Annotated in this window: 18 protein-coding genes and 2 tRNA genes; 14 read left to right on the top strand and 6 right to left on the bottom strand. The window is 42.0% G+C overall.

Features of this window, described 5'->3' with window-relative positions; genetic code table 11:
* Together ACTB1O_RS06855 and ACTB1O_RS06860 are read right to left on the bottom strand one after the other, a co-directional pair.
* A partial coding sequence (locus ACTB1O_RS06855; RefSeq protein WP_462994395.1) for a GNAT family N-acetyltransferase occupies positions 1-492 on the bottom strand: 492 nt, incomplete at its 3' end.
* Positions 473-640 carry a hypothetical protein gene (locus tag ACTB1O_RS06860; RefSeq protein ID WP_462994396.1) on the bottom strand — a complete coding sequence of 56 codons (168 nt, stop codon included), beginning with the start codon at positions 638-640 and terminating at the stop codon, positions 473-475. The genes ACTB1O_RS06855 and ACTB1O_RS06860, both read right to left, overlap by 20 nt.
* Before the next feature lie 281 nt (positions 641-921).
* On the opposite strand from ACTB1O_RS06860, the gene ACTB1O_RS06865 reads away from it, so the two are divergent.
* The 4 genes from ACTB1O_RS06865 to ACTB1O_RS06880 are packed head-to-tail and all read left to right on the top strand — an operon-like array spanning position 922 to position 4439.
* Positions 922-1413: a gamma carbonic anhydrase family protein gene (locus tag ACTB1O_RS06865; protein WP_462994397.1), complete on the top strand. Its 492-nt coding sequence runs from the start codon at positions 922-924 to the stop codon at positions 1411-1413.
* Positions 1406-2686 (top strand): FAD-dependent oxidoreductase, encoded by a 1281-nt coding sequence (locus ACTB1O_RS06870; RefSeq protein WP_462994398.1) that lies wholly within the window; start codon positions 1406-1408, stop codon positions 2684-2686. The genes ACTB1O_RS06865 and ACTB1O_RS06870 overlap by 8 nt, the downstream gene beginning before the upstream one ends.
* Before the next feature lie 20 nt (positions 2687-2706).
* On the top strand, positions 2707-3747 hold the full coding sequence (gene mtnA, locus ACTB1O_RS06875) for an S-methyl-5-thioribose-1-phosphate isomerase (RefSeq protein WP_462994399.1): 1041 nt from the start codon (positions 2707-2709) through the stop codon (positions 3745-3747).
* Positions 3748-3776: 29 nt separating this feature from the next.
* Positions 3777-4439: a DUF116 domain-containing protein gene (locus ACTB1O_RS06880; RefSeq protein WP_462994400.1), complete on the top strand. Its 663-nt coding sequence runs from the start codon at positions 3777-3779 to the stop codon at positions 4437-4439.
* Here ACTB1O_RS06880 and ACTB1O_RS06885 read toward each other — a convergent pair.
* The 3 genes from ACTB1O_RS06885 to ACTB1O_RS06895 all read right to left on the bottom strand — a co-directional run bounded on the left by ACTB1O_RS06885 (position 4436) and on the right by ACTB1O_RS06895 (position 5890).
* Complete coding sequence (locus ACTB1O_RS06885; RefSeq protein ID WP_462994401.1) at positions 4436-4855, bottom strand: bactofilin family protein; 420 nt, start codon at positions 4853-4855, stop codon at positions 4436-4438. The genes ACTB1O_RS06880 and ACTB1O_RS06885 overlap by 4 nt on opposite strands.
* A 35-nt stretch (positions 4856-4890) precedes the next feature.
* Positions 4891-5757 (bottom strand): geranylgeranylglycerol-phosphate geranylgeranyltransferase, encoded by an 867-nt coding sequence (locus ACTB1O_RS06890; protein ID WP_462994402.1) that lies wholly within the window; start codon positions 5755-5757, stop codon positions 4891-4893.
* A 58-nt stretch (positions 5758-5815) separates the two neighbouring features.
* Positions 5816-5890 (bottom strand) — tRNA-Arg (locus ACTB1O_RS06895).
* A gap of 74 nt (positions 5891-5964) precedes the next feature.
* Here ACTB1O_RS06895 and ACTB1O_RS06900 point away from each other — a divergent pair.
* Positions 5965-7074 carry a tRNA (guanine(10)-N(2))-dimethyltransferase gene (locus ACTB1O_RS06900; protein ID WP_462994403.1) on the top strand — a complete coding sequence of 370 codons (1110 nt, stop codon included), beginning with the start codon at positions 5965-5967 and terminating at the stop codon, positions 7072-7074.
* 342 nt (positions 7075-7416) lie between these two features.
* On the opposite strand, the gene ACTB1O_RS06905 is transcribed toward ACTB1O_RS06900, so the two are convergent.
* Positions 7417-8529 carry an OBG GTPase family GTP-binding protein gene (locus ACTB1O_RS06905; protein ID WP_462994404.1) on the bottom strand — a complete coding sequence of 371 codons (1113 nt, stop codon included), beginning with the start codon at positions 8527-8529 and terminating at the stop codon, positions 7417-7419.
* Positions 8530-8666: 137 nt separating this feature from the next.
* On the opposite strand from ACTB1O_RS06905, the gene ACTB1O_RS06910 reads away from it, so the two are divergent.
* From ACTB1O_RS06910 to ACTB1O_RS06950, 9 genes are all read left to right on the top strand, one after another.
* Complete coding sequence (locus tag ACTB1O_RS06910; RefSeq protein ID WP_462994405.1) at positions 8667-11387, top strand: cation-translocating P-type ATPase; 2721 nt, start codon at positions 8667-8669, stop codon at positions 11385-11387.
* A gap of 218 nt (positions 11388-11605) precedes the next feature.
* Positions 11606-13138: an anthranilate synthase component I family protein gene (locus ACTB1O_RS06915; RefSeq protein ID WP_462994406.1), complete on the top strand. Its 1533-nt coding sequence runs from the start codon at positions 11606-11608 to the stop codon at positions 13136-13138.
* Positions 13135-13713, top strand: coding sequence for an anthranilate synthase component II (locus ACTB1O_RS06920; RefSeq protein WP_462994407.1), 579 nt, complete (start codon positions 13135-13137; stop codon positions 13711-13713). Before ACTB1O_RS06915 ends, ACTB1O_RS06920 begins: the two co-directional genes overlap by 4 nt.
* Positions 13710-14732 carry an anthranilate phosphoribosyltransferase gene (gene trpD / locus ACTB1O_RS06925; RefSeq protein ID WP_462994408.1) on the top strand — a complete coding sequence of 341 codons (1023 nt, stop codon included), beginning with the start codon at positions 13710-13712 and terminating at the stop codon, positions 14730-14732. The genes ACTB1O_RS06920 and trpD overlap by 4 nt, the downstream gene beginning before the upstream one ends.
* Positions 14722-15495, top strand: coding sequence for an indole-3-glycerol phosphate synthase TrpC (locus tag ACTB1O_RS06930; protein ID WP_462994409.1), 774 nt, complete (start codon positions 14722-14724; stop codon positions 15493-15495). Before trpD ends, ACTB1O_RS06930 begins: the two co-directional genes overlap by 11 nt.
* 11 nt (positions 15496-15506) lie before the next feature.
* Positions 15507-16058 carry a phosphoribosylanthranilate isomerase gene (locus ACTB1O_RS06935; RefSeq protein ID WP_462994412.1) on the top strand — a complete coding sequence of 184 codons (552 nt, stop codon included), beginning with the start codon at positions 15507-15509 and terminating at the stop codon, positions 16056-16058.
* 3 nt (positions 16059-16061) lie between these two features.
* On the top strand, positions 16062-17240 hold the full coding sequence (gene trpB / locus ACTB1O_RS06940) for a tryptophan synthase subunit beta (protein ID WP_462994410.1): 1179 nt from the start codon (positions 16062-16064) through the stop codon (positions 17238-17240).
* Entirely contained in the window at positions 17240-18070 is an 831-nt protein-coding gene (gene trpA, locus ACTB1O_RS06945; protein WP_462994411.1) for a tryptophan synthase subunit alpha, read from the top strand. Before trpB ends, trpA begins: the two co-directional genes overlap by 1 nt.
* 107 nt (positions 18071-18177) lie before the next feature.
* Positions 18178-18252: transfer RNA gene (locus ACTB1O_RS06950), tRNA-Glu, on the top strand.
* Positions 18253-18397 lie beyond the last annotated feature (145 nt).

Consider the following 18397-nt stretch of genomic DNA (forward strand, 5'->3'; position numbering starts at 1 on the left):
GAGATACATTGGAACAAAATCTTTACCTGTACTTCGGGTGGCAATTTTAAACCCATTTTTTTCATAAAATTTTAAAGCCTGTTCAGTATTTTTTGAATCTATAGTTATAAATCTACAACCAACATGTCCCGATAATACAGTTGATACTGCAAGAGCATGCATTAAAAGATATCTTCCATACCCATTTCTTTGTACTTCTTTATTTATTGCTAATCTACCTATTTTTATTGCAGGATACTGAGAATAACAAACTTCTGAGACTCTATCTCCTGCCTCTATTTTTTCTTTTTTGATGCTGTCTGTTAGAATGCTGTAATAACCAATTATATTATTTTCGCCTATTAACGCAATTCTGGTAATAGATATATTACTATTTTGATTGGACAGGGCATCCTCAACTAAAAAACCATTCAATTCATAATCGCCACAATCAAATTCACAACAATTGTGGCTTTCGCATAAAATAGAGAGATTAATATCTTCTATGTTCATTCAAATCCAGCGTTTTAGCAAGTTCCCTTGCGTCAGATAATAAATGCCTTCCTTGAGGTGTGATATCATTTGGATCATTCATATATCTATCAAATCTCCTTGCATCTTCACCCTCAAGAACAAGACCCAGTTCAATAGGTTTTGCCATTTTAATCACCTCGGTTCAATTTTTCGTTTTTTTGCTTGTGGCAATTGAGACCTATACTATACTGTAGGTTGCTTATATTGTATATATAAGTATACACAATAAATAATCTTTCCCTCTACCAAGAAGACACCACAAATTCTTCTAACAAGGTTTTTCAGGCATAAAACAACACAGAACCAACTGTTGATAAATATACTGGTGACCTGAAAGTAGAAACTAACCCCTAATAAATACAAGCGTGCATAGTTTTTTTGAAATATACGTATAACCTGTAAAGTATTATGAGTAGTGATACCCCCGCCGGTAATGCCGCATTCATAGCTGACACTGCAAAACTTCTCGGAGATGTGAATACCGGCAGGGATTGCGGAATCTGGTACGGCGCAGTACTTCGAGCGGACAACGACACGATAACAATAGGTGACTGTTCAAATATTCAGGACAACTGCGTTGTCCATGTATCAAAGAACAGGCCGGTAAATATCGGAAAATATGTCACTGTCGGCCACGGGGCAATCGTTCACGGATGCACAATAAAAGACAGGGTTCTTGTCGGAATGGGCGCAATAATACTAAACGGAGCTGTTATAGGAGAAGACACTATTATTGCCGCAGGTTCTGTTATAACAGAAAACAAGGTCATTCCCCCCGGTTCACTTGTTATGGGTGTTCCCGGAAAAGTCGTCCGTGAATTATCAGAAGAACAGAAAGAAAGCATAGTTAAAAATGCAGAAGTCTATGTAGATCTTGCAAAGGAGCATTCAGATGGGTGAAGTAGCAGTAATCGGAGCAGGTGTTGCAGGAATTCAGGCCGCCCTTGACATCGCAAATCATGGTGTAAAAGTGCACCTTATCGAAAGGGAGCCTACAATCGGCGGGCATATGGCACAGCTTGACAAGACGTTTCCCACAAATGACTGTTCCATGTGTATCCTCTCGCCAAAGATGGTCGATGTACAGAGAAACCAGAATATAACCCTTTATACACTGACCGAAGTCCTGGAAGTTTCAGGAGAGGTCGGAAACTTCACGATGAAACTTGTTCGTCACCCGAGATATGTCAGCGAGACAAAATGCACCGGCTGCGGAGACTGCACAGAAGTTTGTCCGGTTGAGGTCTACAACAAATATGATGCGGGAGTCGGAGTCAGAAAGGCGATATACAAACCACACCCGCAGGTTGTTCCCGATATTACAATTCGTGATGCAGAACACTGCATAGACTGCGGACTCTGCTATGATGTATGCGGACCTGCGGCAGTACTTCACGACGATGAGGACTTTGAACGGGAATTCGCACTAAATGTTGCAAGCATTGTTGTTGCAACCGGTTTTGAGACTTTTGATGCACAAAAAAAAGGCGCACTCAGATATCTCAAAATACCTGATGTCATCACAAGTCTTGAATTTGAGAGGCTCATATGCGCAAGCGGACCCACAGGAGGCATACCAAGAAGACTCTCAGACGGTGAAAAGCCGAAGTCAATTGTCTTTATCCAGTGCGTCGGTTCGCGTGATCTGACTATTGACAGACCTTACTGTTCATGCGTATGCTGCATGTATGCGATAAAGAATGCAATTCTTTTAAAGGAGAAAAACAGGGATCTGGACATATCCATGCTTTATATGGATATTCGTGCGTACGGCAAGGGATACGAGGAATACTACAACAGGGCACAGGAACTTGGAATAAATTTCATTCGCGGAATGCCCGGCGAAGTATCACAGGGGCCTGACAGGAGTATGCAGATAATTGTTGAGAATACCGAAACTTCTGAAATCTTAACACTTGAGCCTGAACTTGTTGTGCTCTCAGTCGGAATGGAGCCTGCAAAGGGTTCTGATGAGATAGCATCCGCACTTGGTATTTCAAAGGATGAATCAGGATTTTTCGGACAGGAGAACATGAAAACAAATCCTGTCGGAACAATAAAACCGGGCATTTACATTGCAGGGGCGGCAGTCGCACCAAAGGATATCCCGGACAGCGTCATGCAGGGCGGGGCTGCGGCAATGAAAGCTTTTACTGATGCGATAAAAGAATAAATCACAATTTTTTGATTTTTATGGAAGACAAAACAATTTTCTGGGATTTTGAGAAGAACTGTATCTGCCTTGTTGAACAGACACTTCTTCCTGCGGAATACAGAATAATCTCATGTGACAGTGTCGAAAGACTTGCAAAGGCAATAAAAAATCTGGAAGTCAGGGGAGCTCCCGCACTTGGTGTTGCAGGAGGATTCGGAATTGCACTTGCCACATTCAGACACGATGACGAAAACATGGACGGATTTCTAAAACTGGTCTCGGATGATGCACACTATCTCATGGCAACAAGACCTACCGCCGTCAATCTCTCATGGGGCATAAAAAGAGTGCTGGACTCAGTTAAAGACACAGAAAACCCTGCCCAGGCAAGGAAAACCGCACTCTCAGAAGCAGTTAAAATTGCCGAAGAAGACGAGAAGATGTGCCACCTTATTGGAGAATACGGTGCGGAATATCTGCCTGATAAATGCACGGTTTTAACGCACTGCAATGCAGGTGCTCTTGCCTGTTATACATGGGGAACTGCTCTTGGCGTCATCCGCTCGGCTGTTGCGGCCGGAAAGGAAATCTCAGTTGTATCCTGCGAAACCAGACCCTTAAACCAGGGATCACGTCTTACAGCATGGGAACTTTCAAGGGACAACATCCCTGTAAAGACCATCACTGATTCAACCGCTGCATATCTTATGAAAAAAGGGGAAATAGACGCTGTTCTGGTTGGTGCCGACAGAATTACCCATGATGCGGTCTTTAACAAAATCGGGACATACATGCATGCCGTCTGCGCCGCACACCACAATATACCCTTTTACGTCGCTGCTCCCTCTTCGACATTTGATAATATTCATTCGGAATCTGAAATTGTCATCGAAGAGAGAAACAGAGATGAACTTGCATTCTGCGGTAAAAAACAGCTGATGCCTGATAATGTTAAAGCCTTCAATTTTGCATTTGACCCGACTCCCATGGATCTTATAACAGCAATCTTCACAGAAAAAGGAGTTTTAAAACCACCAATTCTAAAAGGCGATCTGGTGCATGAATCAAGAGATATTTAAATATTCACCCCAAATGTTTTCTTAACAAAATGATATCCGCAACTCTTTGGGAACAGCTGATGTTTACAATCGGCGAAATTACAGTAATCCTTATTCTGGGATTTGTTGTCTTCTCCCTGACAGTAGTCGGCATCTCTTTTTATTCAATAAAAAAAGGCCAGTTTTATTTTCCAAGGCTTGTTAAGTCAGGCATTGTTATCACCGAAGGCATGGCAAAAGGCATATGCAAATTCTTTGGTCTTGATGACAAGGAGCTTACGGCATTTGCTATAAGGCTTCACAATACAATGAATCAGACAGCCTTTTCAAAAATAGACCCAAAAGAACGTGCAATATTTATTCCACAGTGCCTGAGAAACTCACAATGTCCTGCACATCTGACACCGGAGGGACTAATATGCAGAAGATGCGGAAGATGTGAAATTGGTGCACATATCGATAAATTCGAAAAGATGGGATATAAAATATGGATTGCACCGGGTTCAACTCTCATCAAGAGAATGGTAAAAGAGTATAAACCCAAGGGAGTTATCGGAGTGGGATGCCTGATTGAAGTTAGAGAAGGCCTTGAACTACTTGATAAAATAAATCTCACAGGGATGGGAGTTGTCACACTAAAAGACGGCTGTGTTGAGACACTTTTAAACTGGAATGATCTTAATGATGTTGCGGTTTTAGGTATTGAAGATTAAATACCTGGATCACGCAGGACCTTGACCTGACTTCCAAGAAGTTTTCCTGATTTTATTTTTCCAAAAATATATATTGTTCCTTTGCTCATTACATCACCTGTCTCAACGCCCGGGCGCAGTATTACATCCCCACCCGCATTTATGAGAGTCACAAATGCATTGTCGCAGACTGTAATATCTCTCTCGACATTCACAGGCCCGCCTATTTTTGTGTTTGGCCCGATAACCGCGCTCCTGCATGTCACCTTCAGTTTCACAGAAGAACCGGGTCCAAGTTCCAAATCTCCGTCAACTGCCAGATGACCCCAGAAATGGGTATACGGCGGAACGATAAAATTACCATTTATCTTAACATTCCCATCAAAATAAGAACCCTTAGGGGCGATGAAAGTGTCCCCGTCCCGATATATTTTCATTGCTAAATGAGATTCTGGCCCATACGTTATAATGATTATCCAAATAATACCGCGGAAATCAGAAAAATCAGGAGTGCAAGGAACATTCCCTTCTTAAGAATGGATGTTGCGCCTGATTTTTTAAGAGATTCAGAGTCTTCTGCCATAAAACCCAGTACCCCCGCATAAAGAATTACAATATCGGCAATAATTATAAGAGCGAGATAATAAGAACCCCAGAATCTTAAAAAAGGCATAAGGCTGATAATAACAGCTAAAGAAACTAAAGCGAGACTTAAAATCCCTGTCTTTTTAACACCTATATACATAGGAAGAGTCTTTGCACCACCCTGCCTGTCACCTTCTATATCCTCTGCGTCCTTTAAAAGCTCACGCGAAAGCATTGCAAAGAATGTTATTGAAAATACAACTGTGTTCTGTAAAAGACCGGCAGTTCCAAAGAATGCGCCCCCGAATAGAAAAATGCTTGCAGCCAGATATGAGACTGCTATATTGCCGGTCAAAGGCATGCTTTTGAGTTTTTTTGCATATAATACGAGAAGCAGCGAGTTTAGGATACCTATTGCAATACAAAGTGTATTCACAGGCAGGCAGAATATGATTCCGGCCAGAAACAAACCCGCACTGTATATTAAAGCAGCTTTTGGAGCCACCTTTCCCGAAGGTATCGGTCTTTCCGGCCTGTTTATCGCATCAATATCCCTGTCATAATAATCATTTATCACATTTCCCGCAGCCGTAACTAAAGCAACAACCGGCACAAGAATAAGGGATTCCACAGGAATTGCACCTTTTGCAATAATTACCCCGAGAATTACGGCAAAACCTGCAACAATTGAATTTACAGGCCGTGTTATTTCCAGATATCCTTTAAGCATCCCTGAATAACTTTTCTTTTTCAATATGGAAAAAGTCTTTTAACAAAACTGATGAATTCTGAATTTTTTTCCAAAAAAATTACGGGCTTGGGGGGATTCGAACCCCCGACTTTTAGCTTAGGAGGCTAACGCCATGTCCAGGCTAGGCCACAAACCCATGCATAAAATCTGTGCCTATATGAATTATTCAGGATAAGCTATAAGATTTCCTAAAAAAAACATATGCAGGCAATGGAACTTGTTGAAGTAAAAGAAGGTAAAACCAGATTTCTGGTACCGGCACAGGATGAAAATCAGAACTTTCCCGCAGGGAGTGCACCGGTTTTCTTCAACAGGAAGATGGAGTTAAACAGGGATACGACCATTCTTATCTTAAAATGTCTCGATGCAGAGAACTATCTGGATGCAATGAGTGCAACAGGAGTCAGAGGACTGCGTGTCGCAAATGAATGCGGAATCTCAGCAGTTGTAAACGATAAAAGTTCTGATGCAATTCCCTTACTTGAATATAATAAAGAGACATATGCTCCGGACATTGAGGTTACAAACTTCGATGCAAACGTAATCATGAATGAAAGGAGATTTGATGTTGTGGACATCGACCCGTTCGGTACACCCGCACCTTTCATGGATGCTGCGGCAGGTTCTGCAAAGAAGTATCTTTTCATAACCGCAACTGATACAGCACCTCTCTGCGGTGCACACCTAAAGGCAGGCATGAGACGGTATTTTGCAAGACCGCTCAACAACGAATACCACAAGGAAATGGGCCTTAGAATACTTCTCGGATTTGCTGTCCGCGAGATTGTAAAATATGACAGGGGTGTTGAACCTCTTTTATCTTTCACCCGTGAACATTTTGTGAGAATTTACTTGAAACTCTCATACGGTGCCGGAAAAGCGGATTTGGCGATGGAGAACATCGGCTATATTCACCAGTGCAAAAAATGCCCTTACAGGACAGAGCAGAAAGGCCTTCTTGCAGAGACCATCGTCTGTGAGGAGTGCGGAGCACCAATGCATGTTGCAGGCCCCCTCTGGCTTGGCCCTGTGAGCAAAACAGAAATTATTGACGGGATGCTTGAGAAAATCCCGGAATCAGAACTCAACAACGCTGCAAAGATTGAAAAGCTGCTGAATTACTGCAAAGATGAGCTTGGTACATCAACATTCTACGATTACCACGTCTTAAGCCGTTACTGGAAAGTGTCACCGGTCGCAGTCGATACAGTTGTAGAGCGCTTAAAAGAGATGGGATTTAAGGCATCAAGGGTTCACTATGAAGGAACAGGAATTAAGACAGATGCTCCTCTTGATGAGATCAGAAAAGCACTGACCTGAGAAAACAGAATTATTTTTTTGCACTTTTTTTTTAATTTTGTTTCTCCCGGCTGAGACTACCCGAAGGATAGTGTCCAGGCCGGTATCGCAATGCGCAGGTCCTCATCCGGCATATTCATAGAAACTAATTATCGGTTTGAGAATTTAGGATTATAGGAACTGCAAAACATGCTCCGGTTATTATATCAAACTCAAAAAAATCAAAAATATTTTGCATGGGCCATGGCCCTAATCTTCTTGAGACGAACAGGTCCATCCCCATTACATCTCGTCTAAAAGCCTCTTCATGGTCGTCTCAAACTCAGGCCCGACGACATTCATGATATGCGGGGCTTAACTTTTTCACGCTCTTGTTACAATCGTCAAAATATCGCCGTCTTCAAGTCTGTGAGGAAGCCCGACACGCTGTGCATCGTGCTTTACAGAGTCTCCCCAGACCTTTGCATACCTGAATTTCTGCACGAAATCACGGTGCAGTTTGTTGCAGACCGACTCAACTGTTGCAGGTTCCCTGATGATTAAAGGCTCTTCCAAATCCGCTTTTCCACCTACAGGTTTTAGATAAATTCTGATAAACCCGAGCTGATCGTATATTTCGTCCTTTAAGTGCTCAACATTGTATCCCGAGTGTGCGGAGAGCATAATCGGAGGTCTTCCAAAACGGTCTGTGACGTCCTCTACAATCTCCTGCCTTCTCTCTTCATCTACTAAATCAACCTTATTAATTGCAAAAAATGCGGGGATATAAACCCTGCTTCCCATCATTGCATCAACAAAATCATCCTGAGTTACAGAACCGCGTGTTAAGACATCGGCATTCATTATCTTACTCTCCGCAAGCATGGCTCTTATCTCATCAAGATCCAGATGTGAACGGCCCACAGTATTAAACCGTATACCTCCGTTTGATGACTTTTTTATTGTGATATCGGGCTTCAATTTGTTGAGCCTTATTCCTGCATCATTCAATTCCTTGATTAAAACATTGATGTGTTTTTCATTGTACACATCTCCGAGAAGTAAAATAAGGTCCGCACTTCTCACAACCGCAATTACCTCTTTTCCCCTTCCCTTTCCCATCGCCGCACCGGCAATAAGACCGGGAATATCAAGAATCTGAATATTGGCTCCCTTATGCTCCATTGAACCGGGAACTACCGTAAGTGTTGTGAATGAATAGCTTGCAGTCTCACTTTCAGTATTGGTAAGCTTGTTTAAGAGTGTTGATTTACCAACAGACGGAAAACCGACAAGAACAACTGTCCCGTCTCCGGACTTTTTTACAGCATATCCTTCACCGCCTCCGGATGAAGCCATGGCCCTGGCTACTGCATCATCCTTTATCCTCGCAAGTTTCGCTTTAAGCCTGCCTATGTGATGGGATGTAGCTTTATTGTATTTTGTATTCGATATTTCATCTTCGATTGCTTTTATTTCGTCTTCGATGGAGGCCATATTGTGTTGTTATTAATGAGTCCGGCTGATACTTATGACTAATGCCCTTATCATCAAAAACCGGAAAAATATTATGTGAAAAAAATTCTGTTTTAAGCAAAAAGTCTATTTATGAAGGTTGATTAATACCCGTAAATGTGGATGCTGTAGAAGATGAGGAAAATATATCATGGCAGAGTCTTTCGGAAGATGAGATATTAGAGAGACTGAATGCCGATGATAAAGGGCTTTCCGGCGCGGAAAGACAAAAGAGACTCTCTTTATACGGCCCGAATAAAATCTCGGAAGAAGGGAAGATATCTCCTCTGATAATATTTTTAAGGCAGTTTAAAAGCGTTCTTATAGCAATACTTATAGTTGCGGCAGTTGCGTCCCTTATTGTCGGAGAATTAATAGACTGTATTGCAATTCTTGCCATTGTTATTTTAAATGCAGTACTAGGCTTTTTTCAGGAGTGGCAGGCCGAAAAGGCAATAGATGCCTTAAAGCACATGCTGGGGCTCAGGGCATATGTTCTTGATAACGGAATAGAAACTGAGATTGAAGCCGCAGATGTTGTACCCGGCGACATTGTTGTTCTTGAAAGCGGAAGAAAAGTTCCGGCTGACGTCATTCTTCTAAAGGCAACAACCCTTCAGATAGATGAATCCATACTAACAGGAGAATCAGCATCTGTCGGGAAAAAAACACAGATTACCGATAAGAACGCTCCCATCGGGGAAAGATACAATATGGCCTTTATGGGAACTGTCGTCACAAACGGCAGGGCAGAAGGAATTGTTGTAAACACCGGCATGCAGACTGAATTCGGCGAAATTGCCGGCCTCACCTCGGGAATTGTTGAAGAGGAGACCATACTTTCAAAACAGATGAATTCCCTTGGAAAACAGATCAGCCTGATATCTGTTTTTGTAGCTTTATTGATTGTAATTTTTGGATTTATTCAGAACCGTGATGCAATCGAGATGTTTTTAACAGCAGTATCACTTGCAGTTGCGATAATTCCCGAAGGTCTTCCTGCAGTAGTCACTCTGACACTTGCAATAGGCATAAAGAGCATGTACAAAAAGAAATGCCTCATAAGACATCTTGCCGCATCAGAAACCTTAGGTTCGGTATCAGTCGTCTGTACCGATAAGACAGGTACTCTTACAAAAAATGAGATGACTTTAACCCAGATCTATGTTCCCGACATGGTTTTTACAGTCACAGGAACAGGTTACGACCCGAAAGGAGAATTTCTGCTTGACGGAAAAGTAATCAATCCTCTGGAATTTAAGGAACTTACCTATTTTTTGCAGGCAGGACTTTTCTGTAATCATTCAGTTCTCTCCAAAAAAGAGGGCGAATGGAAGATCACAGGAACGCCCACTGAAGGCGCTCTTGTTGTAGCGGCACATAAAGCAGATATTCCGGATTATAAACTCCCGATGCAGTCCATAATTAAGGAATTTTCATTTGACTCTTCCAGGAAGAGAATGACAACAGTTTATGAGAGGGAAAATGAATTCATCGCATATTCAAAAGGTGCTCCCGAAATAATTCTCAGCATTTCTGACAGAATCTACAGAAACGGAAAAACAGAAGAGCTTGATTATGCAACACGGGAAAAATTAAAAGAAGTATATGTATCATTTGCAGAACAGGGTCTTCGGGTTCTGGCCGTTGCATCCAGAAGACTTGGACAGGAAATTCCGGAAACAGCTGCCGAAGCTGAAAAGAACCTTATTTTCTTTGGATTTGCAGGAATTATTGATCCCCCGAGAACAGAGGCAAAAGAGGCAATAAGACTCTGCCAGTCAGCAGGTGTCGATGTAATCATGATAACCGGTGATTTTGAGATCACCGCAAAGGCAGTTTCAGATAGTGTGGGGCTGGAAAGTAAAGGCGCCATAAATGGATCTGAAATTGACACATTTAACGACGATACACTTACAGAAAAGCTGTCCAAAGCAAAGATAATTGCAAGGGTGACAGCTGAGCATAAACTAAGAATTATAGATATTCTCAACAAGGCAGGTCACATAGTTGCCATGACAGGCGACGGAGTTAATGACGCTCCGGCTCTTAAAAAAGCAAATATAGGCATATCAATGGGCATCAAAGGAAGTGATGTTGCAAAGGAGGCAAGTGACATGATACTTGTTGATGACAATTTTGAGAGCATTGTTGCAGGTATTCATGAAGGAAGAAGAGAATACGACAATATCCAGAAATTTACGCGGTATCTTCTCTCCTCAAATGTCGGAGAAGTGATTGCAATTATTTCCGGAATGCTTCTTGGCCTTCCTTTGATCCTTCTCCCGCTTCAGATTTTATGGATGAATCTGGTAACAGACGGCGTATCCGCTCTTGCACTCGGGCTTGAACCGGCAGAAAAGGATATTATGAAACAGAAGCCCAAAGATCCAAATGAACCTGTACTGGGGAGAAAAACCCTGTTTTTAATCTTTATAATAGGTTTGTACATCGGAATTGCAACGCTGTTTCTTTTCCTGTGCTGCACCGAAGCAGAACTTGCTAAAGCAAGAACAATGGCATTTACCGGAATTATTTTCATAGAACTTGTCAATGTCTTTAATTTCCGATCATTCAGGCAGACCCTGAGAACAACCGGCATATTTACAAATCCCTATATCATTGCAGCCATTATCTCAAGCATAATTCTGCAGATGATAGTAGTTTACACTCCGTTCTTCCAGGTGATCTTCGGGACAGTCCCGCTTTCCATATTTGAATGGGCAATAATTATCGCAGCCGCAGTCCCGCTTGTAATGGCAGGAGAAATTTACAAATATTTTACAGAATACAAAGGAGAAGACGAAGTTTTAAAGAGTGAAGGAAGCACAACAGCTTAAAATATTATTTTTACATGAAATCTCTGTTTCATGCAGATTTTTTTTCATCTCATCACTCTTAAATTCTTATTTTGAGAAAAATATCTAAAAAATCTAAATGACATCCCTGCCAATATTAAAATATACTATTTGTACAACAATGTATATATATGTACAAAGTGCAACACTTATGTAACAATGATACATACAGCTAAAAACAGGATGGTGATGCCGGTGGAATGGATTCCACTATAGACCTTAGTCAAAAAAAGGATTCATTTCATCCCTCGCCTGATGAACTGAAAAAGATAAAACAGAATTCATCTGAAAATACGCTTATTCCGGTTTATATCAGACTTGATAAGAAAAATCTGCCCCCTGTATTCGTATATGAAGCATTAAGACAGGATTACGGATTTCTCCTGGAATCAATGGAGGGAAATGAGAAAAACGCAAGATATTCCATTATAGGAACAGGGGCTGCAATGCATCTTGTTGCAGACCCGGATATCCATATTACCGGCATTAATCCGGCAGGAAATATTCAGATTGAAAATAATGAGAATCCGGCAGAATCCCTTTACAAAATTTTAAGGAGCATAGACTATACCGACCCTGATATTTCAGGTTATTCCGGAGGTCTTGCAGGCTATTTTTCATATGATCTCGCACTTGAGACAGGCAATATATTAGAAAACAGAAAAAATGAAAGGGATTTTCCTCTTGCCGAATTTATAATGCCCAATGAATACATCATATTTGACCACTCAGAGGAAAACATCACAATTCTCAGATTTATATCAGGAAATTCCCCTGAAGTTTTGGATTCCGCTTACAGAATTGCTCATAAAAAAATCTTAAAGACAAAAAGGAAACTTTCTGCTGTTTCCTCAGATGAAAATGAGATTTCACCGGCCAAAAAAGCCACAAATAATGCAGATGAATACAGATCAGAAGTCTCACGCAAGAATTTTGAAGAGATAATTGAAACTGCCGGCGAATATATCCTAAACGGTGATATATTCCAGGTTGTTCTCTCAAAAAAATCTGAATGTGACTATGAAGGTGACCCTTTTCTCATCTACAAAGAGATGCGCAGAATAAACCCGAGTCCATACATGTATTTCATTGATTTCTGTGATAAGCAGATCGCAGGAGCAAGTCCTGAGATGCTTGTTAAGGTTGAGGACAAAACTGTCACCTCTGTCCCAATTGCCGGAACAAGAAGACGCGGCAGAGATAACATGGAAGATGCAATCCTTGAAAATGAGCTTTTATCCGACAGAAAGGAATGTGCCGAGCACTTAATGCTTGTCGATCTTTCAAGAAACGATATAGGAAAAATCTCTGAATACGGGAGTGTAATGGTCAGGGATTTTATGTCAGTCGAAAAATTCTCCCATGTCCAGCATATAGTATCAACTGTTGAGGGAACGCTTGCAGAAGGTAATACATCACTGGACGCCTTTTTATCCTGCTTTCCGGCAGGAACCGTTTCAGGGGCACCTAAGATACGTGCAATGCAGATAATTGAAGAACTGGAAAACTCCTCAAGGGGCCTTTATGCAGGTGCCGTCGGCTACATAGGGTTTAATGAGAATATCGATATGGCAATCGCCATAAGGACAGTTGTAGTAAAAAACAAAAAAGCCAGTTTCCAGTCAGGTGCAGGAATTGTAGCAGATTCGGTTCCTGAATCGGAATATTTTGAAACAGAGAGCAAGGCTGCAGGTATGAAAGGCGCAATTGAAACCGCAGGTGAAAGAGCATGAAAGTCCTTGTTATTGACTGCTACGACAGTTTCACCTACAATCTCTGCCAGCAGATTGGACACCTCGGTGCAGAACCGGTTGTCGTGAAAAATGACAGACCCTGTGATCTGCCACAAGATGGGGATTTTGACAGAATTGTCCTATCTCCCGGGCCGGGGAAGCCTGAGGATTCAAAATTATGCCTGAATATCCTAAAAGAGTACTCCTCTGATATCCCTACTCTCGGAATCTGTCTCGGACACCAGGCTATATGTCACTTTTTCGGAGGAAAGGTTGCAAGAACAGGTAAACCTGTCCACGGGATGACATCTGATATAATGCACGACTCCTGCGGACTTTTTGAGGGTTTAAAATGCCCTTTTACAGCCACAAGGTATCATTCACTTGCAGCTGATGAGAAAACCCTTCCCTCCTGCCTTTCGGTTACGGCAAGAAGTCGGGACGACAGGATGATAATGGGCGTATCACACACAAAATACCCGGTTTTCGGCCTTCAGTTTCATCCTGAGAGTATAATGACAGAATATGGTGATCTGATAATCAAAAATTTCCTTCGATATGGGGCAGAACAATGATATCAGAATGCATAAAAAAGGTATCTGAAAGATGTGACTTAAGTTCATCAGAGGCCGGGGGTGCAGTGTCTGATATAATGTCGGGCAATGCATCAGACATCCAGATTGGAGCTTTTTTAACAGCCCTTATGATGAAAGGCGAGACCAGCCAGGAGATAGCGGCTTTCGCGTCAGTTATGAGAGAAAATGCTGTTAAGATTAATCCTAAAAGAAACGGGATGCTTGTTGATACCTGCGGTACAGGCGGAGACTACAGAAACACATTTAACATCAGCACAACTGCCGCTTTTGTTGCCGCAGGTGCGGGAGTAACAGTTGTTAAACATGGAAACCGCAGTGTGAGCAGTATGTGTGGTTCAGCAGATGTCCTTGAAGCACTCGGAGTCAGAATTGATATTTCGCCGGACAGAGTTTCAAAAATTATTGAAAGAAACGGAATTGGATTTTTATTTGCACAAAGTCATCATCCGGCCATGAAATATGCAGGACAGGCAAGAAAAGAAATTGGAATCAGGAGTTTTTTCAATTTAACCGGCCCTCTTTGTAACCCTGCCGATGCTGATGCACAGCTTTTGGGAGTTTACAGCGAGTCACTTACTGAAAAGATGGCCGAAGTTCTGAGAATACTTGGGACAAAAAGGGCGATGGTTGTTCACGGTGACGGATTTGACGAGATAACTACAACCGGAATCACAAAGGTATCAGAACTAAAATGCGGAAAAATTCATACATTCAGTCTGAATCCATCAGATTTGGGATTTGAAAGACCGGATTTTAACTCCCTTCTGGGCGGGGATAACAAATGTAATGCAGAGATAATAAAAGCGGTTTTAAATGGTGAAGAAGGACCAAAAAGAGACATCGTAGTTCTCAATGCCGCTGCTGCAATATATCTCTGCGGGAAAACAGACTGTCTCAAAAGCGGGATTGCATATGCTGAAAAATCCCTGGATTCAGGATATGCGCTTGAAAAGCTGGAAAACCTGATTACTCTTACAGGAGGCATAAATGATTCTTGATGAGATCTGTGCCCTTTCCAAAAGGAGAGCATCGGAGATAGACACTACATTTCTAAAAGATGCAGAGATAAATTCCTGCAAACCTAAAAATCTTTTAAAAGCTGTTAGGAACTGCAAAGAAGAACATAAAAAAAACGCAGTTATAGCCGAGATAAAATACAAAAGCCCGTCTGAAAAAGATCTTGGTTTCGGAAGAAATCCGGAAGAACTGGCAGGTTTATACGAAAAAGGATGTGCATGTGCAGTATCGGTTTTAACAGAACCCTTCTTTTTCAACGGAAATAACAGCACTCTCACACAGGTCAGGAGTGCAACACATCTCCCTGTCCTAAGAAAGGACTTCATTGTAGACGAAAAGCAGATTTTAGAGACATCTGCCTTGAAGGCTGATTCCGTGCTCCTGATATCAGGAGTGCTGCAGGAAAAACTTGACAGTTTCATTTCACTCTGCAGATCCTTATCTCTTGAACCTCTGGTTGAGGTAAGAACAATTAGAGATGCTGAAAATGCGATAAAATCAGGAGCTGAGCTTGTCGGAATAAACAACAGGAATTTAAGGGATATGACTGTTGATACAGAAAAAACAAAAGAGCTTTTTGACAGCCTGCAGGATGCAGGTCTTACCATAATATCCGAGAGCGGTATAAAAACACCGCAAGACGTCATAGAACTGAAAAAATTTTGTGACGGATTTTTGATAGGAACAGCTCTTATGAAGACAAATTCGCCTGAAAAAACACTGGAGGGATTCGTATTCGCATAAAGGTCTGTGGAATAACAACGGTAAGAGATGCTCTTATCGCCGAAGAGGAAGGTGCGGATGCAATCGGTGTTATAGTCTGCTCGGAATCCCCGAGAAATATACCTATAAAACGGGCAAGAGAGATATTCAGTGCCCTTAGCCCGAATACGGAAAAGATCTGTGTTACAAACACCACAAACAAAAACGATCTGAAAATAATGTTATCGCTGAAGCCAACTGCTGTCCAGCTCTCAGAATATATTAAAGTCCCGAAAGACTGCCGTACAAAGATATACCGGGTTGCATCTGATGATAATTTCATGCCCGGTGACTGCGATGCAATCGTAATAGACCAGAGCAAAGGCAGAGGAATTTCTTATGACAGGGATTTTGCAAATAAAATAGCAAGGTCATCAGGATTACCTGTCATTCTTGCAGGCGGACTTACTCCTGAAAATGTAGGGGATGCAATCAGGGATATCGCACCCTGCGCAGTTGACGTTTCATCTGGTGTTGAAAAATCAAAGGGAATCAAGGACAGGCAAAAAATAAAGAAATTTATAAAGATTTGCAGGGAGGCATGAGACATGGCAGTAAAAACAGGTTATTACGGAAACTATGGCGGCCGGTTTGTTCCGGAGACGCTTATGGCTGCACTTTACGAACTTGACTTAAAATATTCCCGTCTGAAAAATAATGAAGGATTTAAAGCAGAGTTAAACTCCTATCTTTCGGAATATGCCGGACGTGAAACGCCGCTAACTTTCTGCAAAAACATGTCGGAATATTGCGGGTGCAAAGTATATCTTAAGCGTGAGGATCTTCTCCACGGCGGTGCCCACAAGTTAAATAACACACTCGGCCAGGCAATTATGGCAAAGGCGATGGGTAAAAAACGCCTTATTGCAGAGACCGGCGCCGGACAGCACGGTGTTGCAACCGCTATTGCAGGAGCTGTTCTCGGACTTCCTGTTGAGGTATTCATGGGTGAGGAGGACTGTGAGAGGCAGAAACTCAATGTTTTCAGGATGGAGCTTATGGGGGCAAAGGTTCATCCGGTTTCATCAGGCACAAGGACACTAAAGGATGCAACAAACGAGGCACTGCGTGAATGGGCAAAGAGCGTTGATTATACCCATTACCTTATAGGTTCTGTTGTCGGCCCTCACCCGTTCCCTGAGATTGTGAGGGATTTTCAGTCTGTTATCGGTGAGGAGACAAAGAGACAGTGCATGGAGAAGGAAGGGCGTCTTCCAGACACTCTCGTTGCATGTGTTGGCGGAGGCTCAAATGCAATCGGGATGTTCTATCCTATGTTAAATGACAACGTGCGAATGATTGGTGTTGAAGCAGGAGGAAAGAGCATGAAACAGGGTGAGAACGGCGCAACTCTGAACAATGGTGAACCGGGCGTTCTTCATGGTGCTTTGTCCTATCTGATACAGAATGAGGACGGACAGGTAGGAGAGACACATTCCATATCAGCAGGTCTTGACTACCCCGGAGTAGGACCCGAGCACAGTATGCTTTTTGATATGAAGAGGGTTGAGTACTCATACGCTATGGATGACGAAGTCCTGGAGGCTTTTTCTTTCCTCTCAAAATCAGAGGGAATTATTCCGGCGCTTGAATCATCGCATGCGATATCACATGTTCTTAAAAAAAGGGATGAATTTGAAAAGGACGATATCGTTGTTATATGCCTCTCGGGAAGAGGAGATAAGGATGTATCAACAGTCTCTGAAATGTTCGGGAGAGATTTTTAATGCCTGAAAAATCAGGAAGAGAGAGACTTACCGCAGCGTTTGAGAAGCCGGGATTTGTGGCATACACAGTTGCAGGCGATCCATCGGCTGCTAAGTCCATAGAGATTGCAAAAGCCTTAATCAACGGCGGATGCGATGTTTTAGAGCTTGGCGTTCCGTTCTCGGACCCCGTTGCAGACGGGGATGTGATACAGAGTGCTGATAAAAGAGCCCTTGATGCAGGAATTACAACTGACGGTGTCTTTGACATTGTAAGAGAGATAAGGAAATATTCAGATGTCCCGATTGTCTTTTTAGTCTACTGCAACATCGTATTCCGTCGCGGCTTTGACAAGTTTTATGATGAGGCAAAAGAGGCAGGCGTTGATGGGATTTTAATTGTAGATATGCCGCCGGAAGAGTCTGAAACTGCCTTTAAGGCATCTGAAAGATGCGGAATTGCGCAAGTTTTTCTTGTGACGCAGACGACATCGGACGTCAGGCTTGATATGATTGTCAAAATGGCATCAGGGTTCATATACCTTGTTTCATCTCTTGGTGTTACAGGAAAGCGGGATGAAATCTCAAAGGGAGCTTTTCCGCTTCTAAAAAGAGTGAAGGCAAAAACCGCTGCGTTGAAAACTAATGTTCCCGTCGCAGTCGGATTCGGGGTATCAGAACCTAAGCATGCAATGGAAATTATTGAAAACGGTGCTGATGGTGTTATAGTCGGAAGTGCGATAGTATCAGTAATTGAGAAAAATCTAAACAGTAAAGGGAAGATATGCAGTGAACTTCAAACTTATGTTAGGAGCATGAAAAATGCTGTTATATCCCAAAAAAAGAATTAATTCTGACCTTTTTTTAGAGAGTTAAACACTAAATAAAACAATCAGGCAAAAATCAGATTATCAATCTTTAAGTAGTTATCAGAACAACTTTGTATACACAATTTTTAGCTGATATAGTGTAGTCCGGCCAATCATGTCGGCCTCTCACGCCGACGACTGGGGTTCGAATCCCCATATCAGCATCCTTATTATCGGTATTTGTTCTCTTTTGGAATTTTTTAAAAAATATAGCATCCAGTTATCTTTTTGAAAATTCTCCGAATTGAATATATTTTTCTCCAAATATACAAAAACCCGGAATTTTCGCAAACATTATCATAACTGCTA

It is taken from the genome of Methanomicrobium sp. (assembly GCF_055145805.1).